Origin of the sequence: Kitasatospora sp. NPDC048296, from assembly GCF_043201815.1 — a bacterium.
In the GTDB taxonomy this organism is placed as follows: Bacteria; Actinomycetota; Actinomycetes; order Streptomycetales; family Streptomycetaceae; genus Kitasatospora.
This window is the reverse complement of the sequence record NZ_JBICZB010000001.1, coordinates 264,790-290,927: the sequence shown is the minus strand read 5'-3', so window position 1 is coordinate 290,927 and position 26,138 is coordinate 264,790. Positions and strand designations below refer to the sequence as shown.

The following is a 26,138-nucleotide window of genomic DNA, read 5'->3' as shown; positions in this document are numbered from 1 at the left end:
CGGGAGCTAAGCCTGAGGAGACCTCAGGAGGCACCGAAGGCCCCTCAGGAGTGCCGCAGCTCGGGCGGCGGGGTGCGCTTGGCGTCCATGTCGTCCACCCGCACCAGGCTCCCCCAGACCGCCATCCGGTACCGCGAGGTGTACACCGGCGTGCAGGTGGTCAGGGTGATGTAGCGGCCGGGGGCGCTGTAGCCGGAGCCGACCGGGACGGGCGCGATGATGCCGGTGTCGTACTTGGAGGTCTCCGGCAGGGTGCTGTCGACCTCGTAGACGTACCACTTGTCCTTGGTCTCGACCACGATCGCGGCGCCCTTGTGGACGGCGTCCAGGTCGTGGAACTTGGCGCCGTGGCCGTCCCGGTGGGCGGCCAGCGCGAAGTTGCCCTCCTGGTCCCAGGGCATCGCGGCCTTGTAGGGCTGCTCGTAGACACCCGCCACGCCCTCGTCCAGGACCCCGGTGGAGGTGCCCATCCGGATCAGCACCTCGAAGTCCTTGCCCATCGCCGGGACGTGCAGGAAGCCGACGTCGTCCCCGATCGCGGGCGGCGGCGCCGCCGGGGCCCGGCCGGGCGCGGAGGTGGCGCCGGGCGCCGGGGTGACGCCGGGCGCCGGGGTGGCGCCGGGCGCGGCCGAGGGGCCGGCGGTCGGGCCCGCGGCCCAGGAGCTGCGCAGCTTGTCGGAGGCGTCCGCCGCGGAGCGGTCCGCCTGCACGTTGGTCCACCACAGCGAGTAGGCGACGAACAGGGCGAGCACCAGGCCCAGGGTGATCAGCAGCTCGCCGAAGACGCCGAGCGCGGCCAGCGCCCGGCTCCGCCCGCGCCGCGCCCCGCCCGCGCCTTCGGGCGCGGCGCCGTCCCCGGGCGGGGGGAAGGCCTCCTGGGCCGGCTCTGCCGACTGTGCGGTCCCGTCGTCCTGCATCTGCGGTGCTCCCCCTCCGAACGGGCCTCCGGGCGGCTATCCGCCCGTGATCGCGGCCGGCTTGCCTTGGCTGCGCGGCCGTTCCTCGATCATCTTGCCAAACAGGATGAGTCGGAACTTGGAAGTGAACTCCGGCGTACAGGTGGTCAGCGTGATGTACCGGCCGGGGCCGGTGTACCCGGAGCCGTTCGGCACCGGCTTGATCACGCTCACGTTGCTGGGGGAGGTCTGCGGGATGCCGCCGGTGATCTCGTAGGTGTAGTAGGCGGTGGCGGTCTCCACCACGACCTTGTCACCCTTGCCCAGCTGGTTGATGTACCGGAACGGCTCGCCGTGGGTGTTGCGGTGGGCGGCCAGCGCGAAGTTGCTCGCCTTGTCGCCGGGCATCCCGGTGTTGGTGTAGTGGCCGACCAGGCCCTTGTCGAGCACTGCCGACTTGTCGGTCCCCTCGGCGATCGGGAACTTCAGCCCCAGCTTGGGCAGGTAGATGATGGCGAAGCCCTTGCCGGGCGCGAACGCCTCCGGCTTGTTCGGGTCCGGCGCCGGCTGGCCCGGCTGGGCGGGCGGTTGGGCGTCGAACTGCTGCTCCAGCTGGTCGCGGGCGCTGCTGGCGGCCTCGTCGGCCTGCACGTTGGTCCACCAGAGCTGGTAGGCGACGAACAGCAGCATCACCATGCCGAGCGTGATGCACAGCTCGCCGACCAGCCGGGCGCCCACCACGGCCGCGGACTCCTTGGGGCGCGTCCGGCCGGCCGCCCGGCCCTTCGCCCGGCGCCGCCCGCCGCCCGCACGGACCGAGGTCCGGCCCTGGGCGGCCCGTCGGCGCTCGGCCCGGCCACCGGTCGGCGGGGCGGGCTCCGCGGCCGGCTCGCCGTCATCGGCGGGCAGGCGCAGCTGGAGGGTCTGGTCGGGCAGCCACGGGTACTCGGGCCCGCCCGCGGCGGGCTCCTCGGCCTGCTCGTACACGCCCCAGGCGTCCTCGGGCGCGCCCTGGACCGGGTGCTGCCGGGGGTACGGCCCGTCGGCCCGGCCCCCGTCGTACGGCGCGCCGGCGTATTGCTCCTGCGCGCCGCCGTACTGCTGCTGCGGGCCGCCGTAGGGACCGGCCTCGGGCTGGTAACGCCCCTCCGGGCGCACCGCGGTCACGCCGCTCAGCCCCGGCCGATCACCGGGGCGAGCCCGGCCGACCGGTCCACGGCGTGCGGGTCGCCGCACTCCGCCAGCCAGTTGGCGAGCATCCGGTGCCCGCCCTCGGTCAGCACCGACTCGGGGTGGAACTGCACGCCCTCGACGGGCAGTTCACGGTGCCGCAGGCCCATGATCACGCCGCTCCCGGTGCGCGCGGTGACGATCAGCTCGGCCGGCACGGTGGCCGGGTCGACGGCCAGCGAGTGGTAGCGGGTCGCGGTCAGCGGCGAGGGCAGGCCCTCGAACACCCCGCCGTCCTCGTGCTCGACCGGCGAGGTCTTGCCGTGCAGCAGCTCCGGCGCCCGGTCGACCACCGCGCCGTACGCCACCGCGATCGACTGCAGGCCCAGGCAGACGCCGAACACCGGCAGCCCGATCCCGGCGCAGTGGTGCACCATCTCGATGCAGACCCCGGCCTCCTCGGGCGCCCCGGGCCCGGGGGAGAGCAGCACCCCGTCGAAGCCCTCCTCACCCGTCCGGCGGACGGCGTGCTCGACGGTCACCTCGTCGTTGCGCACCACCTCGCAGGTGGCGCCGAGCTGGTACAGGTACTGGACCAGGTTGAAGACGAAGCTGTCGTAGTTGTCCACGACCAGGATGCGGGGTGGGGTCGGCTGGGTGGTCATTCGCGCGTGGTCTCCGTGGGTGCGGTGCTGGGGGGAACTGCCGGGCCCGCCGGTCAGCCGGCCGCGGCTCCGTCGCCGCCGTCCACTGTGACGTCACCGAAGGGGAGCAGCGGTTCCGCCCACGGGAAGACGTAGGTGAAGAGAAGGTAGACGATCCCCAGAATCAGGAGCAGCGAAATGACGGCCTTGACCAGAGTGTTCCCCGGGAGGTGACGCCAGATGAAGCCGTACATGGTGCTCCCTCGACGTAGCGGACTGGGGTCAAGAGTAGACCCGAGATCCACAGCTGCGAGGCCGGTCCGCCACTCAGCTGCTACTGTCCGCCCGCCGACCGGAGTTCGGTGGTGCCGGAGTAGCCGGGCAGGGTCAGATCGCCGCTCTCCTGGACCTTCCAGCCCAGGCCGTACGCCTGGACGTACTGCAGGTAGTTGCGGATGGTCGGGTCGGCCTCGACGGCCGCCCGCAGGGCGTCCGTCCTGCCCACCGCCTTGACCACGTACGGCGGGGAGTAGACCCGGCCCTGGAGCAGCAGGGTGTTGCCCACACAGCGCACCGCGCTGGTGGAGATCAGCCGCTGGTCCATCACCTGCACGCCCTCGGCGCCGCCCCGCCACAGCGCGTTGACCACGGCCTGGATGTCCTGCTGGTGGATGACCAGGTCGTTGACGCCGGGCTCGGGCACGCCGGGGATGCGCGCGGTGGCGTTCGGCGGGGCGTCGTTCAGGGTGACGCTCAGACCACTGCCCTGCAGCGGTTCCAGGGCCGCGCCGAGCCGCAGGCCGTCCAGCCGGGCCGCGTCGGCGGGGTTGTTGCCCTGCTGCTCGGTGACCTGCTGCGCCCGGGACTGGAGGTCGGCCAGCTGGGCCTGCGCCTGCTGGTTCTGGGAGCTGCGCTGGCGGATCACGTCGCCGAGGCTCAGCAGCGAGTTGTCGGTCCGCAGGTCGGTGCCGCGGGCGGTCTGTGCGCTGATGTAGAAGAGCAGACCGGCGAGCGCGAACACGGCGCAGGTCAGGGCACGGCCGACAATTCGGATGCCGGATCGGCGGGTACCGGCCTTCCCAGGGGGAATCGACAAATTAGTCACCGTACCCTTATCTCCTTGAGACCCGCCGAGCCACTACGCTAACGGACGCCGGTGGCAGGTCGGGGAGCGGTCCCAGAGCGTTCTCCACGTCCCGTCGTCGGCGTCTCACCCGCTGCACCCCTGCGCGGTCTCACAGCGCATCGACAGGAGAGCTCCTCGTGCCGAAGTCTCGACTCCGCAAGAAGTCCGACTACACCCCGCCGACGACGGCTGTGGTGAAGATCAGCTCGGGCCGCGGTTGGGTCGCGCCGCTGATGCTGGCACTGTTCCTGATCGGCCTGGTCTGGATCGTCACGTACTACGTGACCAGCGGCAGCTACCCGGTCGAGAGCTGGCGGAACTGGAACATCCTGGTCGGCTTCGGCTTCATCGCGGCTGGGTTCGGCGTCTCCACCCAGTGGAAGTGACGCTCCGCTCGTCCTGAGGCTCGAATTCGAGCCGTTTCCGCCGCCTCGGATCGCGGTTCCCGAAGCGGCGGTTCGGCATGCCCGGACACGGACTGAAGCCCCGTCGGTTATCCCCACCATCCGACAGTCGGGCTTATCCACATGGTTATCCACACTGGGGAAAAGTCCCCACAGCCTGTGGATAACTTTTCCGGCCGGGACTGTCCACAGCTGTGCACAACCGCCCGGGAACGGGAGAACCGCACAGGGGAACGCGCGTAGAACAGCAGTTCACAGGCGGACCGGCGCACAGCCTGTGCACAACCCCCCACCCGCTGTGGACAAACGTCCAGGGCGTCACGCGCCGTAGAGGGCCATCCCGGTCAGCAACATCGCCGCCTCCACTGCCACCGCCCCGGCCACCGTCAGCGCCTGGACCAGTCCGCGGCGCTCGCGGGGGGCGTACATCAGGCCGAAAGCCGTCAGTGCGCCCAGGGCCAGGCCGCCGAGGTGCGCGCGCCAGTCGATGCCCGGGCGGGAGAAGGTGACCACCAGGTTGAAGACCAGGAAGGCCACCGCCGGGGCGAGCGGGCCCCGGTTCCGCAGCTGCATCACGATCGTGGCGCCGATCAGGCCGAAGACCGCCCCGGAGGCCCCCAGCGAGTTCATCCAGTCGCCGGCCACCAGGAAGGCGAAGGTGCTGCCGCCGAGGCCCGCGAGCAGGTAGAGGGCCAGGAAGCGCAGTCGGCCGAGCGCCTCCTCCAGCGGCGGGCCGAGCCAGAACAGCACCAGCATGTTCATCCCGACGTGCCACCACTCCAGGTGCAGGAAGGTGGCGGTCAGCAGCCGGTACCACTGGGCCGGACCGTCGGCGATGCCGTACGGACCGCCGAGGACGTCCCGCCCGGCGCTGACCAGCGACCAGACCTCACCCAGCCGCGGCCTGAGCACGTAGGCGGCCAGCAGCCAGACCACCAGGTTGATCCCGATCAGCACCCGGGTGACCAGCCCGCCGTCGACGGTCAGCGCGCCGCCGAACCGGGTGGTCGCCCGTCTCGCCCCGGCGTGCCCGCCACCGACGCACTCCGGGCACTGGAAACCCACCGAGGCGGCCACCATGCACCGGGGGCAGATCGGCCGCTCGCAGCGGGTGCAGGAGATCCCGGTGGCGGTCTGCGGATGCCGGTAGCAACCGGGCGGCCCACCCTCCGGAGAAGGCTCCGTCGACTGCCGCGGCTCGTCCGGGAGCATCAGCGCTCTCCCCTTCCCGTACCCGACCACCGGAGCCGCCAGCGTACTGCGGTACCCCTCGCCCCCGGCGCCTTCCCGCACCCGGGCCCGCCCCGGAAGGGGGCCCCGGCCCACCCCCGCTCCTCCCCCGCCGCTCCCCGCAGGGGCCCTCGCCCGGCCCACCCCGGAGTGCCGCTGGACAAATCCGGATGCATGATCAGCATTCAGGTGGATACGTGCATAGAGGATGCCGCCCAGGAGGAGAGACTCGTGAGCTTTTCGGATTCGGCCCGTGAGACGGCCACCAGGACCCGGGACACCGCCTCGCACTTCGCGGACGGCGCCAAGCAGCGCCTCGGGCCCGCCTTGGACGCGCTCGGGCCGAAGGCCTCCCAGGCCGCCCACAATCTCCGCGTCCAGTACGACAGGCACCTCGCCCCACAGTTCGGCCAGGCCTTCGCCAGCCTGCCGCCCGAGGCCCAGGAGAACGCCCTGAAGGCCCTCCACCGGGCCCAGGAGACCGCGCTGGCGGCCCGCCTCTCCGCCACCCGCGCCGCCGACCAGGCCCGCGCCACGGTGGGCCCCAGGGTCGCCCAGGCCGTCGAGGACGCCCGCGCCGCGGTCTCCCCGGTCGCCCACGAGGCCCAGGCCCGCGGCGCCGCCGCGCTGACCGCCCTCCAGGGCCACGTGAGCGCGGCCGAGATCAGCGAACTCGCCGCCCGGAACGCGAAGCGGGCGCGGTGCCGCGGCGGCTGGTCCACCGGCCTCGCGGTGGCGGGCGTGCTGGCGATCGGCGGCGGCATCGTCGCCTGGCAGTGGTGGCGCCGGCACAGCAACCCGGAGTGGCTGGTCGAACCCCCGGCCCCGGAGGCACCCCGGCCGGGCGGCGCCCGCGGCGCCACCGCCCCGATGAACGGCGCCGCCCCCGACGACGCGGCCGAGTCCACGGAGCCCACCGAGGACGACCGCCCGCAGTCCTAGCGGCCGGCCCGGGGAAGACGGCCCGGAACGACAGAACGGCGGCCGACCTGGAGAACAGGTCAGCCGCCGTTCAGGCGCTGTGGAGCATAGGAGACTCGAACTCCTGACATCTGCCTTGCAAAGGCAGCGCTCTACCAACTGAGCTAATGCCCCTCGACGGCACGGCGCGTGCCAACGGGCACTAGCGTACCGGGTTTCGACGCGATTCCGAGCGCCGTCCCCTCGAAGGAACCGGCCGGTCCGGTCATGTGACCGGACCGACCGGTTTCGGGAGGCGCGATCAGCGCCTCCGAAGATCGTCGATCGTCAGATCGTCCGGGTCAGCGACCGGCCGGAACCGGGTCGGTGGCCTCGGTCCACAGGTCCTGCTCGGCGCGGTCCGCCTGGACCTGACGGTAGACAAAGAAGCCGCCGAGGGCGACCAGGGCGACCAGGAGGAGCTTCTTCACCGCGGGACCTCGTCCTTCTTGCGTTGGTGGACTCAGGAGCCGGTGCTCCAGCCGGACTGAAACGGGCCGACGAGTCCAGATGTGTTTCGAGCGCGAACGGGCTGCCGGGTGCCAGACTGCCCTTGCGGCCGATGATACACACCAGTGTCCCAATCGTGACCAGCCACCGGCGCTTCAACCCGAAGGCCCGCCTGGAGGATTGACGCCGCACCTCCCGTCCTGCGGTTCGTCCGCACGCGGCCGGTCCGGGAAGCCCTCGTCAGAGCCGGTCCGGCCGGCGCCCCGGCCGCGACGGCCCCGGACTCACGGCGAAAACGACGAGGGGCCCGGAGTGATCACTCCGGGCCCCTCGTGGCGGTGGGCCTAACAGGACTTGAACCTGTGGCCTCTTCCTTATCAGGGAAGCGCTCTAACCGTCTGAGCTATAGGCCCGCGCTGCTCAGAGAGCGTACCGGAAGCGGCCCCGATCTGCGAAAACGACAAGAGGCCCGGAGTGATCACTCCGGGCCCCTCGCGGTGGTGGGCCTAACAGGACTTGAACCTGTGGCCTCTTCCTTATCAGGGAAGCGCTCTAACCGTCTGAGCTATAGGCCCTTGCCGCACTGAAAGATTAGCGGACCGACCGCCGATCTCCCAAATCCGTTCCGGCCTAGGTCGCGGCAGGGACCTCGACGGCCGGACGCACCAGCCACTCCTCGCGGGTCGGCGGCAGAGCGGCCATGCCCTCCTCGGTGCTGCGGACGGCCAGGACCTGGTTCACGCCGATCCGGTTCTGCTCGAAGGCGAGCGCGGAGGCGGCCATGTACAACCGCCAGACCCGGGCGCGGCCGCGACCGACCAGCCGGACCGCCTCCGTCCAGTGCGCCTCCAGATTGGCCACCCACTCGCGCAGGGTCAGCGCGTAGTGCTCGCGCAGCGCCTCGACGTCCCGGACCTCGAAGCCGGCCTCCTCCAGCCGAGCCACGGTGGAACCGACCGGGGAGAGCTCGCCGTCCGGGAAGACGTAGCGGTCGATGAAGGGGCTGGTGCGGTGCGGCTCACCGGGGTGGTCCGGGCGGCGGGCGATCTGGTGGTTGAGCAGCCGGCCGCCGGGCACCAACAGCCCGTACAGGCCCTCGGCGTAGACCCGGTACTGCTCGGAGCCGACGTGCTCGGCCATGCCGACGCTGGAGACGGCGTCGAACGGGCCGTCGGTGATCTCCCGGTAGTCCTGCAGCCGGACCTCGACCCGGTCGGCGAGACCGGCCTCCTCGACCCGCGCGCGGGCCAGCGCGACCTGCTCCTTGGAGATGGAGACGCCGACCGCGGTGACCCCGTAGTGCTTCGCCGCGTGCAGCAGCAGCGAACCCCAGCCGCAGCCGACGTCCAGCAGCCGCATCCCGGGCCGCAGGCCGAGCTTGCGGCAGATCAGGTCGAGCTTGGCCTCCTGGGCCGCCTCCAGGCTCTTCGCCTCGGGCGTCCAGTAGGCGCAGGAGTAGACCATGGACGAACCCAGCACGAGGCCGTAGAAGTCGTTCCCGACGTCGTAGTGGTGGCTGATGGCCGCGCGGTCCCGGTTGCGGCTGTGCAGCCGCCCCTGGGCCCTGCGGACCTCCTCCGCGGGCGGGGTGGGCTCCGGGCCGATCGCCCCGGCCCGCACGGCGGCGGCGAGGACCTTGCGGCCCCTGGCGCCGAGCACGTCGCGCGGCCCGATGGTCATGGTGCGGATCTCCGGCCGCTCGGCGAAGCGGGCGACCGCGGAGAGCGTCTCGTACAGGTCGGTGCCGGGGGCGAGTTCCAAGTCCCCCGAGACGTACGCCCGGGCCAGGCCCAGCTCGTCCGGCTGCCAGATCAGCCGGCGCAGCGCCCGGCGGTTGCGCAGCACCACCGTGGGCGTTCCCGGCGGCCCGGCGACGCTGCCGTCCCATGCCTGGACCCGCAGTGGTGCCGGGACCCCCATCAGCCCTTCCAGGGCCTCCACCAGTTGACCTGCGAGCTTCGCCATCGCGCGCCTCCGTCCAGTCGTCCTGCTGAACCTCTCCTGACCCGGTCGACGGACCGGGGGGCGGCCTGTGGCACTCCCAGGCGCGGGAACGGGCGGCGTCCAGCTAATCCCACCGCGGCCGACCCGTTTCCGGGCGGCGCGCCGCGGGAGCCGGCTGTCACCCGAATGCCGACGGGCCCCGCAGGCGGCAACAGCCTGCGGGGCCCGTACATTCCGTTCCCGAACGGAGAACTGACCGATGGTCAGTATCCGGCCGGGGGTCAGTCCTCTTCGGCCAGGGTCAGCTCGACGCCGCCGGTGAAGCCGGCCGCCGCGTTGTAGATGAAGGCCGAGAGCGTGGACAGCGCGGTCAGCAGCACGACGTCGACCACGGCGATCAGCGTGGTGAACATCATCACCTTGCCGAAGCCGATGTAGTCCATCAGGTTCAGCTGGCTGCTGGTGTTCTCGGCGCCGCCGCCGGTGACGTCCTTGAGCGTCTTGGTCAGCGAGTCGAAGACGCCGAGCGAGTCCAGCGTCATCCACAGCACCGCCGCGGCCACGATGATGATGATGCCGACGGCCAGCGACAGCAGGAAGCTGACCTTCATCACCGACCACGGGTCGACCTTGGTCACCCGCAGCCGGGCCTTGCGGGTCCGGCCGAGGGTTCCGACGCCGGCCGAGGGCCCGCCGGAGGAGCGGCGCGCCGCCCCGGGGACGGGGGTGCCGCCGGCCGGGGTGTTGCCACCGGTCCGGGTGCCCCGGGCCGGGGTCGGCTGCCCCTTGGTGTAGGTGGTCGGCGTCGAGAAGCCGCCCGCGCCCGAGGCCTGACCGCCGGGCGGCGGCGTCTGGCCCCCGTAGGTCGCACCGGCCTGGCCCGCTCCGCCGACCGGCGGCATCAGCGAGGTGGACGCGGCCGAGTGCTCGGTCGGCGGCTGTCCCGGGACGCCGTACGAACCCCCGCCCTGCGCGCCCGGACGGCCGCCGGAGGGTCCTCCCGCAGCACCCGTGGCTCCACTCACCTGGTCCTCCCGCACTTCCCACCAGGGCGGCGCCGCCCTGGTCCGTCACTCGTCATCCAGCGCCCGGCGGGATTGCCCGGTACTGGTCGGCGTCCGATGCCGCCGCGCCCACTCCTGTGGACGCGGCGACACCGGCCTGCGGTTCGGTTCAGGCCTCGGCGTCGCCGCCGACCGCCGTCTCCGTACCCTCGGCCGTCTCGGTGGACTCGGTGCCCACGACCTCGTCCTCCGCCGTCTCGTCGTCCTCGGCCTCCGCGTTGCGGGCCATGCCCACCACCGCGTCGCGCTTACCGAGGTTGATCAGTTGGACGCCCATGGTGTCACGTCCGGTTTCACGAACTTCGGAAACCCTCGTTCGAATCACTCCACCCGACAGGGTGATCGCCATGATCTCGTCGGTGTCGTCCACCACCAGCGCCCCGACCAGCGAGCCCCGACCCTCGACGATCTTCGCCGCCTTGGTCCCGTAGCCGCCGCGCCCCTGGACACGGTACTCGTCCACGCCGGTGCGCTTGGCGTAGCCACCGTCGGTGGCGGTGAAGACGTACGTCCCCGGGCGGACGACGTTCATCGAGAGCAGCTCGTCGTCCTCGCGGAAGGCCATGCCCTTGACGCCGGAGGTGGCGCGGCCGGTGGGCCGCAGTGCGTCGTCGGTCGCGGTGAAGCGGATCGACTGGGCCTTCTTGGAGACCAGCAGCAGGTCGTCCTCGGCGGAGACCAGCTCGGCGCCGATCAGCTCGTCGTCCCGGCCCTCCTCGTCCTGGCGCAGGTTGATCGCGATCAGGCCGCCGGAGCGCGGGGAGTCGTAGTCCTTGAGCGGGGACTTCTTCACCAGGCCGGCCCGGGTGGCGAGGACCAGGTACGGCTTGTCCTCGTAGGTGCGGACGGCCATCACCTGGGTGATGTGCTCCTCCGGCTGGAAGGCCAGCAGGTTGGCCACGTGCTGGCCGCGGGCGTCGCGCCCGGCGTCCGGCAGCTCGTAACCCTTGGCGCGGTAGACCCGGCCCTTGTTGGTGAAGAACAGGATCCAGTTGTGGGTCGTCGTCACGAAGAAGTGGTCGACGATGTCGTCCTGCTTGAGCTGGGCACCGCGCACGCCCTTGCCGCCGCGCTTCTGCGAGCGGTAGAGGTCGGAGCGGGTCCGCTTGACGTAGCCGCCACGGGTGATCGTGACGACGATGTCCTCCTCGGCGATGAGGTCCTCGATGGAGAGGTCGCCGTCGGACGGGATCAGGGTGGAGCGCCGCTCGTCTCCGTACTTCTCGACGATCGCGGCGAGCTCCTCGGAGATGATCTCCCGCTGACGGATCGGCGAGGCCAGGATCGCGTTGTACTCGTCGATCTTGCGCTGCAGCTCGTCGTGCTCGTCCGTGATCCGCTGGCGCTCCAGGGCGGCCAGGCGGCGCAGCTGCATCTCGAGGATGGCGTTGGCCTGGAGCTCGTCGATGTCGAGCAGGCCCATCAGGCCGGTGCGGGCGGCGTCCGCGCTCGCCGAGGCCCGGATCAGCGCGATGACCTCGTCGATCAGGTCCAGGGCCTTGAGCAGCGCGCGCAGGATGTGGGCGCGCTCCTCCGCCTTGCGCAGCCGGAAGGTGGTGCGCCGGACGATGACCTCGACCTGGTGGTTGACCCAGTGCCGGATGAAGGCGTCCAGCGACAGGGTGCGCGGCACGCCGTCGACCAGGGCCAGCATGTTGGCGCCGAAGTTGGTCTGCAGCTCGGTGTGCTTGTACAGGTTGTTCAGCACGACCTTGGCGACCGCGTCGCGCTTGAGCACGACCACCAGGCGGGTGCCGGTGCGGGAGGAGGACTCGTCGCGGACGTCGGCGATGCCGGCGATCTTGCCGTCCTTGACCAGGTCGGCGATCTTCAGCGCGAGGTTGTCCGGGTTGACCTGGTACGGCAGCTCGGTGATCACCAGGCACTGGCGGCCCTGGATCTCCTCGACCTCGACCACGGCGCGCATGGTGACCGAGCCGCGGCCGGTGCGGTAGTAGTCGTCGATCCCGCGGCGGCCGACGATCAGCGCGCCGGTGGGGAAGTCGGGGCCCTTGATCCGCTCGATCAGGGCCTCCAGCAGCTCCTCGGCGGAGGCCTCGGGGTTCTCCAGGTACCAGAGCGCGCCGGAGGCGACCTCGCGGAGGTTGTGCGGCGCGATGTTGGTGGCCATGCCGACCGCGATGCCGGTGGCACCGTTGACCAGCAGGTTGGGGATGCGCGCGGGCAGGACGGTCGGTTCCTGCGAGCGGCCGTCGTAGTTGGGCGCGAAGTCGACGGTCTCCTCGTCGATGTCGCGCATCATCTCCATGGCCAGCGGCATCAGCTTGCACTCGGTGTAGCGCATGGCCGCGGCCGGGTCGTTGCCCGGGGAGCCGAAGTTGCCGTTGCCGTCCACCAGCGGCATCCGCAGCGACCACGGCTGGGCCAGGCGGACCACTGTGTCGTAGATCGAGGTGTCACCGTGCGGGTGGTAGTTGCCCATGACGTCGCCGACGACGCGGGCGCACTTGTAGTAGCCCTTCTCGGGCCGGTACCCGCCGTCGTACATCGCGTAGAGCACGCGGCGGTGCACCGGCTTGAGGCCGTCGCGGACCTCGGGGAGCGCCCGGCTGACGATCACGCTCATCGCGTAGTCGAGGTAGGAGCGCTGCATCTCGGTCTCGAGCTCGACCGGCTCGATCCGCATGGTCACCTGGGCGGTGGCCTCGGCGGCGTCGGGAGTCTCGGAGGTCTCGGGCTGTTCGCCGTCGGGACGGTTGTCGTCGACCACTGGTGGTCAGTTTCCTTTCACGCGGACTGGTACGTGCGGGGCCTGGGGTGCAGGCGCGTCACACGTCCAGGAAGCGGACGTCCTTGGCGTTGCGCTGGATGAAGGAGCGGCGGGCCTCGACGTCCTCGCCCATCAGCACGGAGAACAGCTCGTCGGCGCGGGCGGCGTCCTCCAGGGTGACCTGGAGCAGCAGCCGGTGCTCGGCGTCCATGGTGGTGACCCGGAGCTCCTCGGCGTTCATCTCGCCGAGACCCTTGAAGCGCTGGATCGCGTCGTCCTTGGGCAGCCGGCGCCCGGCCTCCACGCCGGCGGCGATCAGCGCGTCGCGCTCGCGGTCGGAGTAGGCGTACTCGAAGTCGTCCTTGCCCCACTTGATCTTGTACAGCGGCGGCATGGCGAGGTAGACGTACCCGGCCTCGACCAGCGGCCGCATGAAGCGGAACAGCAGGGTCAACAACAGGGTGCGGATGTGCTGACCGTCGACGTCGGCGTCGGCCATCAGGACGATCTTGTGGTAGCGCAGCTTGGACTCGTCGTAGTCCTCCTGGATGCCGCAGCCGAAGGCCGAGATCAGGGCCTGGACCTCGGTGTTCTGCAGCACCTTGTCGATCCGGGCCTTCTCGACGTTCAGGATCTTGCCGCGGATCGGCAGGATGGCCTGGGTGCGCGGGTCGCGGCCCTGCTTGGCCGAGCCGCCTGCGGAGTCACCCTCGACGATGAAGATCTCGCACTCGGACGGGTCCTTGGACTGGCAGTCGGAGAGCTTGCCCGGCAGCGAGGCGGACTCCAGCAGGCCCTTGCGGCGGGTGAGGTCGCGGGCCTTGCGGGCGGCGACGCGCGCGGTGGCGGCCTGGATGGACTTGCGGATGATGTCCGCGGCCTCGTTGGGGTTGCGGTCCAGCCAGTCGTTGAGCTGCTCGTGGACGACCTTCTGGACGAAGGTCTTCGCCTCGGTGTTGCCGAGCTTGTCCTTGGTCTGGCCCTCGAACTGCGGCTCGCCGAGCTTGACCGAGATGATCGCGGTCAGACCCTCGCGGATGTCCTCGCCGGAGAGGTTGTCATCCTTCTCGCGGAGCAGCTTCTTGTCCCGGGCGTAGCGGTTGACCAGGCCGGTCAGCGCGGCACGGAAGCCCTCCTCGTGGGTGCCGCCGCCATGGGTGTGGATGGTGTTGGCGAAGCTGTAGACCCCCTCGGTGTAGGAGGAGTTCCACTGCATCGCGATCTCCACCGAGATCGCCCTGTCCTTGTCCTCGGCCTCGAAGTCGATCACCGAGGGGTGAATGACCTCGCCCTTGCGGGAGTTGAGGTGGGCGACGAAGTCGGCGATGCCGCCGTCGTACTTGTACGTGACGGAGAGCGGCTTGCCCTCCTCGTCCACGTGCTCGGGACGCTCGTCGGTCAGCGAGATCGACAGGCCCTTGTTGAGGAAGGCCATCTCCTGGAAGCGCCGGGAGAGCGTCTCGAAGGAGTAGACGGTGGTCTCGAAGATGTCGGGGTCGGCCCAGAAGGTCACCGTGGTGCCGGTGCGGTCGGTCTCGGCGCCCTTGACCAGGGCGGCGGTCGGCGCGCCCATCTTGTAGTCCTGGGTCCAGACGTGACCGTCCTTGTGGATCTCCACCGCGAGCCGGGTGGACAGCGCGTTCACCACCGAGACGCCCACGCCGTGCAGACCGCCGGAGACGGCGTAGCCGCCGCCGCCGAACTTGCCGCCCGCGTGCAGGACGGTGAGCACGACCTCGACGGCCGGCTTGTCCTGGCCCGGGACGATGTCCACCGGGATGCCGCGGCCGTTGTCGACGCAGCGGATCGCACCGTCGGCCATGATCGTGACGTCGATGGTGTCGGCGTACCCGGCCATCGCCTCGTCGACGGAGTTGTCCACGACCTCCTGCACCAGGTGGTGCAGGCCGCGCTCACCGGTGGAGCCGATGTACATGCCGGGGCGCTTGCGGACGGCGTCGAGGCCTTCCAGCACCTGGATGTTGCTACCGGTGTAGGAAGCCTGGTCGGTCTGGTCTGGGGTCTGGCTGGGGTTGCCGGAATCGGCCACGAAGCGCCCTCTCTGGCACAGCACGGGTCGCATGCCTCTCCCCCTACGGGCGGGCGTGCGACCACAGCGTTTCGACTCGGTTGCCACTAGCAACAGTGTTTGGCTCCCAGTCTACCGGTACGACTGACAGAGATGGGCGTTTGGCAGCCCTTGAAGGCAGATATGCCGCCCTGAATCCCCTCGGCACGTGTCCCGATACTCGCCCGGGGGGCCTGGGGCGCCTGGAAGGGCCGTCAGGGGTTCCGGAAGATCGTGGTCCGATCCCGGCGGGGCCGGCGGCGCCCAGCCCCGGGTGCCGCCCGGGCCTAGCCCCAGGTGTCGCCCGGGCCCTTGCTCCCGGGCGCGCGCAGCCGGCCGTAGCCGCGGGCGGGCGCGGCCGGGCCGAGCACCTTGATGGTCCGCACCGTGCCGTGGCCCAGCTCATGGTTCAGGCGAGCCACCAACTGCCGCGCCAGCCAGCGCAGTTGAGTCGCCCAGGCGGTGGAGTCGCACTGCACGGTGAGCACCCCGGCGGCCTCGTCGTAGGAGGAGGGGTGGCAGTGCGCGGCGATGTCCGGACCGACGATCTGCGGCCAGCGGCCCATCACCCCGCCGACCGCGGCGGAGGACTCCCAGCCGCGCTCGGTCAGCAGCCGGTTCAGCGCCGCGCCCAGCGGGACCGGGTCGCGGCCGTCCGAGCGGGCGCCGCTGCGCAGCCCGTGCCGCTTCGCCTCGCGCTTCTGCTGCACCTGCTCGCCGCGCTGGCGGGCCTGGGCGCGGGCCGCCCGCAGGGCGGAACGGGCCAGGTCGGCGCCGGTGGGCTCGGGGGCAGCGGGGGTGGGGCCAGAGAGGGAGTGCTCCGCCGGCTCGCTCACGGCGATCTCCTTTCCCCAGCCTGTGGACAACCGATGAGCCGTCCAGCCTACGGGAGCGCTCGGACGAGTGACGGCGGGGTGGACCCGAGGCGCGGTCGGTGTGACGAGCGGATCAGATGACGGATCGGACGATGAATCGGGCGGTGAATCGGGCGGTGAATCGGGCGGTGAATCGGGCCACGGATCAGGCGTCGGTCCGGCGGACGGCGCCGTCGGAGACCGCGAACCGGGCGCCGGCCAGCGCCTTCGGCACGTCCTCGGCCACCGCGGCGGTGACCAGCACCTGCTCGCCGTCGGCCACCAGCTCGGCCAGCCGGTCCCGGCGGGCGGCGTCCAGCTCGGCGAAGACGTCGTCCAGGATCAGCACCGGCTCGCCACCGTCGGACCGCAGCAACTCGTACGAGGCCAGCCGCAGCGCCAGCGCGAACGACCAGGACTCGCCGTGGCTGGCGTAGCCCTTGGCGGGCAGCGGGCCGAGCCTGAGCACCAGCTCGTCGCGGTGCGGACCGACCAGGGTGACCCCGCGCTCGACCTCCTGCTTGCGGACCGCCTGCAGCGCCTGCAGCAGCTGCTCCTCGGCCTGCTCCCGGCTGGTCGGCAGCTCGCCCTCGAAGGAGCTGCGGTACTCCAGTGCGGTCTCGCCGCCGCCGGGGGCCAGCTGCCCGTAAGCGGCCGTCACCAGCGGTTGCAGGGCGGCCACCAGCTGGATCCGGAAAGCCGTCAGCTCGGCGCCGGCGCGCGCCAGATGGCCGTCCCAGACCTCCAGGGTGGACAGGTCGGCGCCCTTGCCGCCGCCGGCCCGGCGGGCCATCGCGGCGGTCTTCAGCAGGGCGTTGCGCTGCTTGAGCACCCGCTCGTAGTCCTGCCGGACCCCGGCCAGCCGGGGCGCGCGGGCGGTCAGCAGCTCGTCCAGGAAGCGCCGACGCTCGCCCGGATCGCCCTTGACCAGGCTGAGGTCCTCGGGGGCGAACAGCACGGTGCGCAGCAGGCCCAGCACGTCGCGCGGGCGGACGTTGTCCGAGCGGTTGATCCGGGCCCGGTTGGCCTTGCCCGGGGTGAGCTCCAGCTCGACCAGGGTGGAGCGGCCGCGGTCCACCACCGAGGTGCGGATCACCGCCCGCTCGGCGCCGAGCCGGATCAGCGGGGCGTCGGTGGCGACCCGGTGGCTGCCCAGGGTGGCGACGTAGCCGATCGCCTCGACCAGGTTGGTCTTGCCCTGGCCGTTGGGCCCGACGAAGGCCGTCACGCCCGGGTCGAGGGGAACCTCGGCCCGGGCGTACGACCGGAAGTCGGCGAGCGACAGATGCGCGACGTGCATGGCGGTGAACTGCGCTCGCCTTCTATGAACAGACCTGTGGATGACCGGAGGCCGGTGGACTACTTCGACTCGACCGCGTGGCCGCCGAACTGGTTGCGCAGCGCGGCGATCATCTTCATCTGCGGCGAGTCGTCCTGACGGGAGGCGAAGCGGGCGAACAGCGAGGCGGTGATCGCCGGCAGCGGCACGGCGTGGTCGATCGCGGCCTCGACGGTCCAGCGGCCCTCGCCGGAGTCGGCGGCCCAGCCGCGCAGCTTGTCCAGGTGCTCGTCCTCGTCCAGGGCGCGGACGGCCAGGTCCAGCAGCCAGGAGCGGATGACGGTGCCCTCCTGCCAGCTGCGGAAGACCTCGCGCACGTCGGTGACCTCGGGGGCGGCCTCCAGCAGCTCCCAGCCCTCGGCGAAGGCCTGCATCATCGCGTACTCGATGCCGTTGTGGACCATCTTGGCGAAGTGGCCGGCGCCCACCGCGCCCGCGTGCACCGAGCCGAAGTCGCCCTCCGGCTTGAGCGCGTCGAAGACCGGCTGAACGCGCGCGACGTGCTCGGCGTCGCCGCCGTACATCAGCGCGTAGCCGTTCTCCAGGCCCCAGACACCGCCGGAGACGCCGCAGTCGACGAAGCCGATGCCCTTGGCGGCCAGCGCCTCGGCGTGCTTGATGTCGTCGGTCCAGCGGGAGTTGCCGCCGTCGACGACCACGTCGCCGGGGGAGAGCAGCTCGGCGAGCTCGTCGACGGTCGCCTGGGTCGCGGCACCGGCCGGAACCATCACCCAGACCACTCGGGGCCCCTGGAGCTTGGAGACGAGCTCCCCCAGGCTCTCGACGTCGGAGATCTCCGGGTTGCGGTCGTAGCCGACGACGGTGTGGCCGGCGCGGCGGATCCGCTCGCGCATGTTGCCGCCCATCTTGCCGAGACCGATGAGGCCGAGCTCCATGACCAAATCCTTACTGTGGGGACGTGCCTGGCGGCGGCGCCGTTGCCGCACTCCCCGAGCCTACGCTTCCGGCGGTGACGGGCTCCGCGCAGTCGGGCCGACCGGGGGAGACGTCCACAGGCTGTGCACAGCGGGTGTGCACAGCCTGTGGGTGACGGACGGAGCCGACGGTCAGCCGGAGAGGCGGACCGGCATGATCAGGTACTGGTACGCCTTGTCTTCCTCAGCGTCCACCGAGACCTTGCCGCTGAGCAGGGCCGGCTTGGTCGGGGTGGTGAAGCTCAGCTGGGCGAAGGGGGAGTCGATGGCCTTGAGGCCCTCCTCCAGGTAGCCCGGGTTGAAGGCGATCGAGATGTCGTCGCCCTCCAGGTCGGCCTCGATCCGCTCGGTGGCCTGGGCGTCGTCGCCCGAGCCGGCCTCCAGGGTCAGCACGCCCTGCTCGAAGTTGAGCCGGACCGGGGTGTTGCGCTCGGCGACCAGCGAGACGCGCTTGAGCGCCTCCAGGAAGGGCTGGGTCTGGATCGCGGCGACCGCGCTGAACTCGGTCGGGAAGAGGCTGCGGAACTTGGGGAACTCGCCCTCCAGCAGCCGGGTGGTGGTGCGGCGGCCGGCGCCCTCGAAGCCGATCAGGCCCTCGCCCGCGCCGCCCGAGGAGAGCGCGATGGAGACGTTGTCGCCGCTGCCCAGGGACTTGGCGATGTCCTGCAGGGTCTTGGCGGGCACCAGGGCGACCGCGGAGATGTCCGACTGCTCGGGCTTCCACAGCAGCTCGCGGACGGCGAAGCGGTAGCGGTCGGTGGCGGCCAGGGTGATCCGGTCGCCCTCGATCTCGACCCGGACGCCGGTGAGCACCGGCAGGGTGTCGTCCCGGCCGGCGGCGACCGCGGCCTGGCTGACGGCGGAGGCGAAGACGTCCCCGGAGACGGTGCCGGTGGCGGTCGGCATCTGGGGCAGGGCCGGGTACTCGTCCACCGGCAGGGTGGGCAGGGTGAAGCGGGAGCTGCCGCAGACCACGCTGACCCGCTGGCCGTCGGTGGAGATCTCCACAGGCCTGTTGGGAAGGTTGCGCGAGATGTCGTTGAGCAGTCGACCGGAGACCAGGACGGTGCCGGCCTCCTCGACGTCGGCCTCCAGCTCGACCCGGGCCGAGACCTCGTAGTCGAAGCCGGACAGCGCCAGGCTGCCCTCCTGCGCCGTCAGCAGCAGGCCGGCCAGCACCGGCACCGGCGGCCGTGCCGGGAGGCTGCGGGCAGCCCAGGCCACCGCCTCCGCGAGGACGTCACGCTCCACCCGGAACTTCACCGGTAACCGCCTCCTGGATCGAGCGCTCCCGCTCGCACTCTGGTTCGTCTGATCTTGATCGTCGGTCCCGCTGTCCGCGGAGCTCTGCCACTCCGCTTCCAGCTGCAAAGGACAGTCTGACGTACTCCGCCGACAGACGGGGCAGACGGGCGGAAGCAAACCCGAACAAGTGTCGGGGAGCGGTTGTCCACAGATTTCGTGCCCACCCACTTTGAAAGCAGGTTCACGGTCTATCTGTGTAGCGGTAGTAGTAGGGCCTGTGGAAACCGTGGATAACCCCGTTTCCGCAGGTCAGCGCCCGATTTTTGTCCACAGACGGTGTGGACGGCGGCTGTGGACGGACAGGCCGCGCTGTGGACAGCCGAGCGTTACCCACAGGGCACGCTGAGTATCCACAGGTTATCCCCAGGGCTGTCCCCAGATCCGGGCCCGGTTATCCACGGGCGCCGGTCAACTTTCCGTGACGCCTTTCACACCAGGGCATGAACGGCAGCCCACGGTTGTCGAACTGTGGACCCGGCTGTGGACAACCTGGGGATAACCGCCCGGCCCCTGGGGACAACCGGTGGACAACCCGGACGGCCCATTGGTGGCCCGTCAATTGTCCACACCCTGTGGATAACCGTTGTGCACAAGTCCACAGGCACCTGACCTGCGCGGAAGAGCGTAGCGGCGACGGGCCTGTGGACGAATTCTGGATAACTTCGGACTCCCCAGCCTGTGGACTGTGCGGAAGGGGCCGGTCCTGTGGACAACGGCCTTGCGCGCCCCCGGTTTTCGAATCACCGGTCAGTTGTTCGGCGCCGGCTGCGGGCTGGCGGAACGTCCGTCGACGGCATCCCTGCCCAGCCTCGGCCCGGCACACACCTGTGGATGTGAAAAAAGGGCGTCAGGATCGCTCCTGACGCCCTCTGAAGGCCGGTCGGCCCGTCCGTGGACGGGTGCTAGCTCTTGATGCGGTTGGTGAGTTCGGTGACCTGGTTGTAGATCGAGCGCCGCTCGGCCATCAGCGAGCGGATCTTGCGGTCCGCGTGCATCACCGTGGTGTGGTCGCGGCCGCCGAACTGCGCGCCGATCTTCGGCAACGACAGGTCGGTGAGCTCCCGGCACAGGTACATGGCGATCTGCCGGGCCGTCACCAGCACCCGGCTGCGCGAGGATCCACAGAGGTCGTCCACGCCCAGGCCGAAGTACGCGGCGGTCTGCTGCATGATGACCTGCGCGGTGATCTCCGGGCCGGCGTCCTCGTCCCCACCCGGGATCAGGTCCTTGAGGACGATCCCGGCCAGCTCCAGGTCCACCGGAGCCCGGTTGAGGTTGGCGAAGGCGGTGACCCGGATCAGCGCGCCCTCCAACTCCCGGATGTTGCGGGTGATCCGGGACGCGATGAACTCCAACACGTCGGCGGGAGCGTTGAGTTGCTCCTGGATCGCCTTCTTGCGCAGGATCGCGATCCGGGTCTCCAGCTCCGGCGGGGTGACGTCGGTGATCAGACCCCACTCGAAGCGGTTGCGCAGCCGGTCCTCCAGCGTGGTCAGCAGCTTGGGCGGCCGGTCCGAGGAGAGGACGATCTGCTTGTTCGCGTTGTGCAGGGTGTTGAAGGTGTGGAAGAACTCCTCCTGGGTGGACTCCTTGCTCGCGAGGAACTGGATGTCGTCCACGAGCAGGATGTCCATGTCCCGGTAGCGGCGGCGGAAGGTGTCCGCCTTGCCGTCCCGGATCGAGTTGATGAACTCGTTGGTGAACTCCTCCGAGGACACGTAGCGCACCCGGGTGCCCGGGAAGAGGCTGCGCGAGTAGTGCCCGATGGCGTGCAGCAGGTGGGTCTTGCCCAGCCCGGACTCGCCGTAGATGAAGAGCGGGTTGTACGCCTTGGCCGGGGCTTCGGCGACCGCCACCGCCGCCGCGTGCGCGAAGCGGTTGCTGGCGCCGATGACGAAGGTGTCGAAGAGGTACTTGGGGTTCAGCCGGGCGGCCGGCTCGTCCTTGCGCGAGCCGCCGGCCGGGGGCGCGCCGGGCGGGGCGGGCACCCCGGGGACGGCGGGGCGGTCGGTGCCCCGTTCCGTGGCGGGCTTGTCGGCCGGGCGGCCGCCGGTGGGCCGGGCGCCGTGCGCACGACGGCCGGCGCCGCCGCGGGGCTGCTCGCCCGGGCCGGGGCCGTACGCGCCGCCGAACAGGTCGCCCTGGGTGGTCGAGGGCGGGCTGGGCAGCGGGCGCGGCGCCGGGCGGGGAGAGGGCTCCTCGGGCTCGCGGTAGGGCTGCTGCGGCTCCTGGTAGTCGGGCTCCTGGTAGCCGGACTCCTGGTAGCCGGACCAGGGCTGGCCCGGCTGGCCGCCGTACGGCGCCGGGCGCTGCTCATAGCCGCCGGTGTCGTAGCGGGGGCGCTCGTAGTCCTGCTCGTAGGGGTGCTGGTAGTCCTGGCCGCCGTAGCCGCCGGTGTCCTCCTCGGCCGGGCCGGGGTACGGCTCGGCGGGGGCCTGGGCGGCGGGCGTGGGGGTGGTGGGCACGGCGTTGGCGTCGACCATCACGGCGATCCGGACCGGTCGGTTGAGCTCGCGGCTGAGGGCGTCGGTCAGCTGCGGCAGCAGCCGGCCCTCCAGCACCTGCTTGGCCCGCTCGTTGGGGGTCGCCAGCAGGGCGGTGTCGTGCATCATCCACATGGGCTGGGTGCGCTGCACCCACTGCTTGTCCATCTCGCCGATATCGGGGTCGTTGACCAGCCGCTCGACGACCCTCGCCCAGACCGGGACGAGGTCGCTGTTGACATCAGCCACTGGTGCACGCTTTCCAAGAACAAACCAGACAAGTCCTGCAACGGTAGTCAGCGAACGGGAACGGATCAAGTCGTTGTCCACAGGCTGTGGGTAAGTTCGCCACGGGCGGCCGGTTTGACCCTCGCACCTCGTCCCGCGTACCGTAACCAGGTCGAGTTGTCGATGGCCGCTGCCGCATGTCCGCGGGTCCGCCCGCTCCATAAGGCGCGCAGCACGGGCGCCGTGGATTGCCTCAGACCCCAGCCGAACTGGGGCGATGGGCCGGATTTCCGAATCAGGGGAGATCACGCGGACGCACGGTGACGGCCAAGCGACTCCCCGTCATCCTACGATTCACCTCAGGAGCCCCCGAGTGAGCAAGCGCACCTTCCAGCCGAACAACCGTCGCCGCGCGAAGACCCACGGCTTCCGGCTGCGTATGCGTACCCGCGCCGGCCGCGCCATCCTGGCTGCCCGCCGTGGCAAGGGCCGCGCCAGCCTGTCCGCCTGATCCACGACAGAGTCTGTTGTGCTGCCCTCCGAGAATCGGCTGCGGCGGCGCCAGGACTTCGCGACCGCGGTCAAACGCGGTCGCCGGGCCGGCCGGCCCCTTCTGGTCGTCCATCTCAGCAGAGAGGTCGACCCGCAGGGGCAGACCGACCGGACCAGCGACTCCCGCCCGCACGTCGCCGAGGGGACTCCTTCGGCGCGTGCGGGTTTCGTCGTGAGCAAGGCCGTCGGCCCGGCGGTCGTCCGCAACCTGGTCAAGCGCCGGTTGCGCCATCTCGTCCGTGATCGTCTGTCCAGGCTGCCCGCCGGTAGCCTGATAGTGGTGCGTGCGCTGCCCCAGGCCGCGACCGCCTCGTACCAGGATCTCGAACGTGATCTCGACGCGGCGCTGAAACGGTTGCTGAGGGCCGAGCCCGCCGCCACGGCGCCGACGGGAGCAGGGCGATGAAGTACCTGCTGATGGGTCTGATCAGGGTCTACCAGTGGACCATCAGCCCGCTGCTCGGTCCGGTGTGCCGCTATTACCCCTCCTGCTCGCACTACGGCTACGAGGCCGTGAAGGTGCACGGGGCGGTCAAAGGCGGCGGACTGACCGTGTGGCGCATCCTGCGCTGCAATCCGTGGACGCCCGGCGGGGTCGATCATGTCCCGCCGCGCAAGCATCCGGTGTGGCACCGGCGGTTGCGAGACCGGCTGAGCAGCCGGTCCGCCACCGGAGAGCCGGTGACCGTCACCCCCGCCGGTCCGGACCCCGAGGGCCCGGCCACCATTGGCCCGGAGCGGCCAATCCACCTGTCCAAGGAGTCTGACCGGTGACCTTCGGTTTTCTTAGCCCCCTCTACACAGCGGTGTCCTGGATCATCGTCCAGTTCCACTCGCTGTACAGCAACGTCTTCAATCCGGACGGTGGCTGGGCGTGGGGTCTGTCCATCGCCTCGATGGTCGTCGTCATCCGGATCTGCCTGATCCCGCTCTTCGTGAAGCAGATCAAGGCGACCCGGGCCATGCAGGCGATCCAGCCGAAGATGAAGGCCATCCAGGAGCGCTACAAGAACGACCGGCAGCGCCAGTCCGAAGAGATGATGAAGCTGTACAAGGATGCGGGTACCAACCCGTTCTCCAGCTGCCTTCCCATCATCGTGCAGGCCCCGTTCTTCACCGCCCTCTACGGCGTGCTCGCCTCGGTCGCCAAGGGCAAGCCCATCGGCGTCATCCACGGCGACCTGCTGGTGAGCGCCGGCAAGGCGCACATCTTCGGTGCCCCGCTGTCCGCGACCTTCGTCAGCAGCAGCGTGACCAGCGTCAAGATCGTCACCGCGGTGATGATCGTCATGATGTCGCTGTCGCAGTTCGTCACCCAGCGCCAGCTGATGACCAAGAACGTCGACCTCACGGTGAAGACGCCGTTCATGCAGCAGCAGAAGATGCTGATGTACGTCTTCCCGGTCATGTTCGCCGTGATGGGCATCAACTTCCCGGTCGGTGTCCTCGTCTACTGGCTGACCACCAACGTCTGGTCGATGGGCCAGCAGCTGATCGTCATCCGCAACAACCCGACCCCGGGCAGCAAGGCCTTCCAGGAGCGCCAGGCGCGGCTGAAGAAGGCCGGCCGACTGCGTCCGGACGGTACGGAGATCAAGGGCGCGCTCTGGGGCATGCTGCCCCCGTCCAAGGAGGCCCTCGACCAGGCGGCCTCGGCGGCCACCGTGGTCGAGGAGTCGGTGCAGGCGCGCCGCCAGCAGCCGCGTCGGCAGACCAAGGCCCAGCGCCAGCACGGCGGTGCCACCACCCAGGGGGCCGAGCCGGGCGAGGACACCGTGGCCGAGCAGCCGAGCGACGCCGCCCCGGCCGAGTCCGATGCCAAGCAGACCGCGGCCAAGCCCGCCGACACCAAGCAGGGCACCCGGCAGCAGCCCAAGCGCGGCGGCCAGCGGCCGAAGAGGAAGTCCTGACCGGCCCCCGGCCCGTTGTGGCAGCCCCGAAGAGCTTCGTTCCCGGCCCGCCAGACGGGCCCAACTCCGAAGGAGTCCATCAGTGACGGAAGGCACCACCACCTCCGCCGTCGAGGCCGAGGCCGCCGCCAGCGCCGACGAGAGCCTCATCACCCGCCTGGAGCAGGAGGGCGACATCGCGGCGGACTACTTGGAGGGTCTGCTCGACATCGCGGACCTCGACGGTGACATCGACATGGACGTCGAGGGCGACCGCGCCCTGGTCTCCATCGTCAGCGACGGCAACGACCGCGCGCTGCAGCGCCTGGTCGGCCAGGACGGCGAGGTGCTGGAGGCCCTGCAGGAGCTGACCCGGTTGGCTGTCCACCGGGAGACCGGCGAGCGCAGCCGCCTCATGCTGGACATTGCCGGCTTCCGGGCCCGCAAGCGTGAGGAGCTGGCCGCCCTCGGCGCCGCGGCCGCGGAGCAGGCCAAGAGCACCGGCGAGCAGGTCAAGCTGAAGCCGATGACGCCCTTCGAGCGCAAGGTCGTCCACGACGCGGTCGCGGCCGCGGGTCTGCGCAGCGAGTCCGAGGGCGAAGAGCCCCAGCGGTGCGTGGTCGTGCTGCCGGCCTGAGGCCGACGGTCGATGACCGGCCGCTGCGGCAGCCGGTGAGCTTCACCGGACGCGACCCCGTCCGCCTCGTGCGGGCGGGGTCGTCGTCCCTTCCGGGATGTTTCACGTGAAACAGTGCGTTGAGCGGGTCGGTGGATCCGGGGATCGGAGAGGTCGAGATGGACACGGAGAGCACGGCCGCCGGCCGTCCGGGGGCGGACGTGGATCCGGACGCTGAGGGGCGCGCGGCCGAGGCACCCGAGCTGGACGTGCTGGCGGAGGCGCCGGCCGCTGCCCGGGAGGTCTTCGGCGACCGATTCGACGCCGCCGTCCGCTACACCGAGCTGCTGGCCACGGCGGGTGTCAGGCGCGGGCTGATCGGGCCGCGCGAGGTGCCCCGGCTGTGGGACCGCCATGTGCTCAACTGTGCGGTGCTGGCCGAGCTGCTGCCGAGCGGCTCCACCCTGTGCGACGTCGGCTCCGGCGCCGGCCTGCCCGGCATCCCGGTGGCGCTGGCCCGTCCGGACGTCTCGGTGACCCTGCTGGAGCCGCTGCTGCGCCGGACCACCTTCCTGGAGGAGGTCGTCCGGGAACTGGGCCTGGAGAACGTCACGGTGCTGCGCGGCCGCGCCGAGGAGATGGTGGGCAAGCTCGCGGTGGACGTGGTGACCGCCCGGGCGGTGGCGCCGCTGGACCGGCTGGCCGGCTGGGGGCTGCCGCTGCTGCGTCCGCACGGTCAGATGCTGGCGCTCAAGGGCGACAGCGCCGAGCAGGAGCTGGCCGACTCGCGCGCCGGGCTGGCCAAGCTGGGCGCGGTCGAGTGGAGCGTCATCTCGGTCGGCGAGGGCACCCTGGAGACCTCGACCCGGGTGGTCCAGGTCAAGGCGGGGGAGAGCCCCGGCGGGGTGAAGGCCGCGACCCGGCGGGCCAAGGTGGCCCGGGCCGGCCGCAACGCCAACGCCAGCGCCAAGGGCGGCGAGCGCGGTCGGGGCGGGCGGCGCCGCAGCCGCTGAGGCCGAGGCTGCGGAGGGGCTGATGGTGAGGCCCACTGAGGCCGAGTGACGCCGGAAAAGGACGAGAGCGGGCGGACGGTCCTCCTGAACGGGGGAACCGTCCGCCCGTCGTCGTTCAGGTGACGCCCGGGCCGCCATCGGGACATCGGAGTGTCGCAACGTCAGATTTCCGACATAGCGGGCATGGTGTTTCACGTGAAACGTCGCTCCTTGCTCTCGGGAATCCTTAGCCGCGGC

At 70.9% G+C, this 26,138-nt stretch carries 24 protein-coding genes and 3 tRNA genes; 8 read left to right on the top strand and 19 right to left on the bottom strand.

The genetic code is table 11. From position 1 onward, the window contains the following. Positions 1-44: 44 nt before the first annotated feature. The 5 genes from ACGF12_RS01360 to ACGF12_RS01340 all read right to left on the bottom strand — a co-directional run bounded on the left by ACGF12_RS01360 (position 45) and on the right by ACGF12_RS01340 (position 3,806). Positions 45-917, bottom strand: a complete 873-nt coding sequence (locus tag ACGF12_RS01360) for a class E sortase (RefSeq protein WP_393023731.1) — start codon at positions 915-917, stop codon at positions 45-47. Positions 918-953: 36 nt separating this feature from the next. After that, positions 954-2,063 carry a class E sortase gene (locus tag ACGF12_RS01355; protein ID WP_393023728.1) on the bottom strand — a complete coding sequence of 370 codons (1,110 nt, stop codon included), beginning with the start codon at positions 2,061-2,063 and terminating at the stop codon, positions 954-956. A 5-nt stretch (positions 2,064-2,068) separates the two neighbouring features. After that, positions 2,069-2,731 (bottom strand): aminodeoxychorismate/anthranilate synthase component II, encoded by a 663-nt coding sequence (locus ACGF12_RS01350; RefSeq protein ID WP_393023725.1) that lies wholly within the window; start codon positions 2,729-2,731, stop codon positions 2,069-2,071. Between the two features lie 53 nt (positions 2,732-2,784). Further along, positions 2,785-2,964, bottom strand: coding sequence for a hypothetical protein (locus ACGF12_RS01345; protein WP_355668934.1), 180 nt, complete (start codon positions 2,962-2,964; stop codon positions 2,785-2,787). 80 nt (positions 2,965-3,044) lie between these two features. Next, positions 3,045-3,806, bottom strand: a complete 762-nt coding sequence (locus ACGF12_RS01340; RefSeq protein ID WP_393023722.1) for a DUF881 domain-containing protein — start codon at positions 3,804-3,806, stop codon at positions 3,045-3,047. Positions 3,807-3,973: 167 nt separating this feature from the next. On the opposite strand from ACGF12_RS01340, the gene crgA reads away from it, so the two are divergent. Continuing rightward, positions 3,974-4,222 carry a cell division protein CrgA gene (gene crgA / locus ACGF12_RS01335; protein WP_380608889.1) on the top strand — a complete coding sequence of 83 codons (249 nt, stop codon included), beginning with the start codon at positions 3,974-3,976 and terminating at the stop codon, positions 4,220-4,222. A gap of 336 nt (positions 4,223-4,558) precedes the next feature. Here the strand turns inward: crgA and ACGF12_RS01330 are convergent, their stop codons facing one another. After that, on the bottom strand, positions 4,559-5,452 hold the full coding sequence (locus ACGF12_RS01330; RefSeq protein WP_393023718.1) for a rhomboid family intramembrane serine protease: 894 nt from the start codon (positions 5,450-5,452) through the stop codon (positions 4,559-4,561). A gap of 249 nt (positions 5,453-5,701) precedes the next feature. Between ACGF12_RS01330 and ACGF12_RS01325 the strand changes: the two genes are divergently transcribed. Further along, positions 5,702-6,412 carry a DUF5324 family protein gene (locus ACGF12_RS01325; protein ID WP_393023716.1) on the top strand — a complete coding sequence of 237 codons (711 nt, stop codon included), beginning with the start codon at positions 5,702-5,704 and terminating at the stop codon, positions 6,410-6,412. Positions 6,413-6,492: 80 nt separating this feature from the next. On the opposite strand, the gene ACGF12_RS01320 is transcribed toward ACGF12_RS01325, so the two are convergent. The 13 genes from ACGF12_RS01320 to dnaA all read right to left on the bottom strand — a co-directional run bounded on the left by ACGF12_RS01320 (position 6,493) and on the right by dnaA (position 21,852). Beyond that, positions 6,493-6,565: transfer RNA gene (locus tag ACGF12_RS01320), tRNA-Ala, on the bottom strand. Between the two features lie 167 nt (positions 6,566-6,732). Beyond that, the gene (locus ACGF12_RS01315) at positions 6,733-6,861 is read right to left on the bottom strand and encodes a DLW-39 family protein (RefSeq protein WP_014137031.1); all 129 of its coding nucleotides are present in this window, start codon (positions 6,859-6,861) and stop codon (positions 6,733-6,735) included. A 358-nt stretch (positions 6,862-7,219) separates the two neighbouring features. Next, positions 7,220-7,293 (bottom strand) — tRNA-Ile (locus ACGF12_RS01310). Between the two features lie 85 nt (positions 7,294-7,378). Next, positions 7,379-7,455, bottom strand: a tRNA-Ile gene (locus ACGF12_RS01305). A gap of 55 nt (positions 7,456-7,510) precedes the next feature. Continuing rightward, positions 7,511-8,845, bottom strand: a complete 1,335-nt coding sequence (locus tag ACGF12_RS01300) for a class I SAM-dependent methyltransferase (RefSeq protein ID WP_393023714.1) — start codon at positions 8,843-8,845, stop codon at positions 7,511-7,513. A 260-nt stretch (positions 8,846-9,105) separates the two neighbouring features. Then, positions 9,106-9,849, bottom strand: a complete 744-nt coding sequence (locus ACGF12_RS01295) for a DUF3566 domain-containing protein (protein WP_393023712.1) — start codon at positions 9,847-9,849, stop codon at positions 9,106-9,108. 148 nt (positions 9,850-9,997) lie between these two features. Next, a complete protein-coding gene (gene gyrA, locus ACGF12_RS01290; protein WP_393023943.1) occupies positions 9,998-12,535 on the bottom strand; it encodes a DNA gyrase subunit A in 2,538 nt (845 codons plus the stop codon). 142 nt (positions 12,536-12,677) lie between these two features. Next, positions 12,678-14,693, bottom strand: a complete 2,016-nt coding sequence (gene gyrB / locus ACGF12_RS01285; RefSeq protein WP_393023940.1) for a DNA topoisomerase (ATP-hydrolyzing) subunit B — start codon at positions 14,691-14,693, stop codon at positions 12,678-12,680. A 281-nt stretch (positions 14,694-14,974) separates the two neighbouring features. Continuing rightward, the gene (locus tag ACGF12_RS01280) at positions 14,975-15,523 is read right to left on the bottom strand and encodes a DUF721 domain-containing protein (protein WP_393023709.1); all 549 of its coding nucleotides are present in this window, start codon (positions 15,521-15,523) and stop codon (positions 14,975-14,977) included. A gap of 184 nt (positions 15,524-15,707) precedes the next feature. After that, positions 15,708-16,841: a DNA replication/repair protein RecF gene (gene recF, locus ACGF12_RS01275; RefSeq protein ID WP_393023706.1), complete on the bottom strand. Its 1,134-nt coding sequence runs from the start codon at positions 16,839-16,841 to the stop codon at positions 15,708-15,710. 59 nt (positions 16,842-16,900) lie between these two features. Then, positions 16,901-17,776 (bottom strand): phosphogluconate dehydrogenase (NAD(+)-dependent, decarboxylating), encoded by an 876-nt coding sequence (gnd, locus tag ACGF12_RS01270; RefSeq protein ID WP_393023703.1) that lies wholly within the window; start codon positions 17,774-17,776, stop codon positions 16,901-16,903. A 171-nt stretch (positions 17,777-17,947) separates the two neighbouring features. Beyond that, complete coding sequence (gene dnaN / locus ACGF12_RS01265) at positions 17,948-19,078, bottom strand: DNA polymerase III subunit beta (protein WP_224284069.1); 1,131 nt, start codon at positions 19,076-19,078, stop codon at positions 17,948-17,950. Positions 19,079-20,022: 944 nt separating this feature from the next. After that, positions 20,023-21,852 carry a chromosomal replication initiator protein DnaA gene (dnaA, locus tag ACGF12_RS01260; protein WP_393023699.1) on the bottom strand — a complete coding sequence of 610 codons (1,830 nt, stop codon included), beginning with the start codon at positions 21,850-21,852 and terminating at the stop codon, positions 20,023-20,025. 352 nt (positions 21,853-22,204) lie between these two features. Here dnaA and rpmH point away from each other — a divergent pair, with 352 nt between their 5' ends. The 6 genes from rpmH to rsmG all read left to right on the top strand — a co-directional run bounded on the left by rpmH (position 22,205) and on the right by rsmG (position 25,901). Further along, positions 22,205-22,342, top strand: a complete 138-nt coding sequence (gene rpmH, locus ACGF12_RS01255; RefSeq protein WP_030059672.1) for a 50S ribosomal protein L34 — start codon at positions 22,205-22,207, stop codon at positions 22,340-22,342. Positions 22,343-22,360: 18 nt separating this feature from the next. Further along, positions 22,361-22,789 carry a ribonuclease P protein component gene (rnpA, locus tag ACGF12_RS01250; RefSeq protein ID WP_393023697.1) on the top strand — a complete coding sequence of 143 codons (429 nt, stop codon included), beginning with the start codon at positions 22,361-22,363 and terminating at the stop codon, positions 22,787-22,789. Beyond that, positions 22,786-23,157, top strand: coding sequence for a membrane protein insertion efficiency factor YidD (gene yidD / locus ACGF12_RS01245; protein ID WP_393023695.1), 372 nt, complete (start codon positions 22,786-22,788; stop codon positions 23,155-23,157). Before rnpA ends, yidD begins: the two co-directional genes overlap by 4 nt. Next, a complete protein-coding gene (gene yidC / locus ACGF12_RS01240) occupies positions 23,154-24,293 on the top strand; it encodes a membrane protein insertase YidC (protein ID WP_393023692.1) in 1,140 nt (379 codons plus the stop codon). Before yidD ends, yidC begins: the two co-directional genes overlap by 4 nt. 82 nt (positions 24,294-24,375) lie before the next feature. After that, complete coding sequence (locus ACGF12_RS01235) at positions 24,376-24,909, top strand: protein jag (protein WP_393023689.1); 534 nt, start codon at positions 24,376-24,378, stop codon at positions 24,907-24,909. A 158-nt stretch (positions 24,910-25,067) separates the two neighbouring features. Then, positions 25,068-25,901: a 16S rRNA (guanine(527)-N(7))-methyltransferase RsmG gene (gene rsmG, locus ACGF12_RS01230; RefSeq protein ID WP_393023686.1), complete on the top strand. Its 834-nt coding sequence runs from the start codon at positions 25,068-25,070 to the stop codon at positions 25,899-25,901. Positions 25,902-26,138: the final 237 nt, after the last annotated feature.

What these genes read in the sequence shown, in the direction of transcription:
- ACGF12_RS01350 (WP_393023725.1), bottom strand. Translation starts at nt 2,731, where the DNA reads ATGACCACCCAGCCGACCCCACCCCGCATCCTGGTCGTGGACAACTAC.
- ACGF12_RS01330 (WP_393023718.1), bottom strand. Translation starts at nt 5,452, where the DNA reads ATGCTCCCGGACGAGCCGCGGCAGTCGACGGAGCCTTCTCCGGAGGGT.
- ACGF12_RS01345 (WP_355668934.1), bottom strand. Translation starts at nt 2,964, where the DNA reads ATGTACGGCTTCATCTGGCGTCACCTCCCGGGGAACACTCTGGTCAAG.
- ACGF12_RS01360 (WP_393023731.1), bottom strand. Translation starts at nt 917, where the DNA reads ATGCAGGACGACGGGACCGCACAGTCGGCAGAGCCGGCCCAGGAGGCC.
- recF (WP_393023706.1), bottom strand. Translation starts at nt 16,841, where the DNA reads ATGCACGTCGCGCATCTGTCGCTCGCCGACTTCCGGTCGTACGCCCGG.
- gnd (WP_393023703.1), bottom strand. Translation starts at nt 17,776, where the DNA reads ATGGAGCTCGGCCTCATCGGTCTCGGCAAGATGGGCGGCAACATGCGC.
- rsmG (WP_393023686.1), top strand. Translation starts at nt 25,068, where the DNA reads ATGGACACGGAGAGCACGGCCGCCGGCCGTCCGGGGGCGGACGTGGAT.
- ACGF12_RS01300 (WP_393023714.1), bottom strand. Translation starts at nt 8,845, where the DNA reads ATGGCGAAGCTCGCAGGTCAACTGGTGGAGGCCCTGGAAGGGCTGATG.
- yidD (WP_393023695.1), top strand. Translation starts at nt 22,786, where the DNA reads ATGAAGTACCTGCTGATGGGTCTGATCAGGGTCTACCAGTGGACCATC.
- gyrA (WP_393023943.1), bottom strand. Translation starts at nt 12,535, where the DNA reads ATGCGGATCGAGCCGGTCGAGCTCGAGACCGAGATGCAGCGCTCCTAC.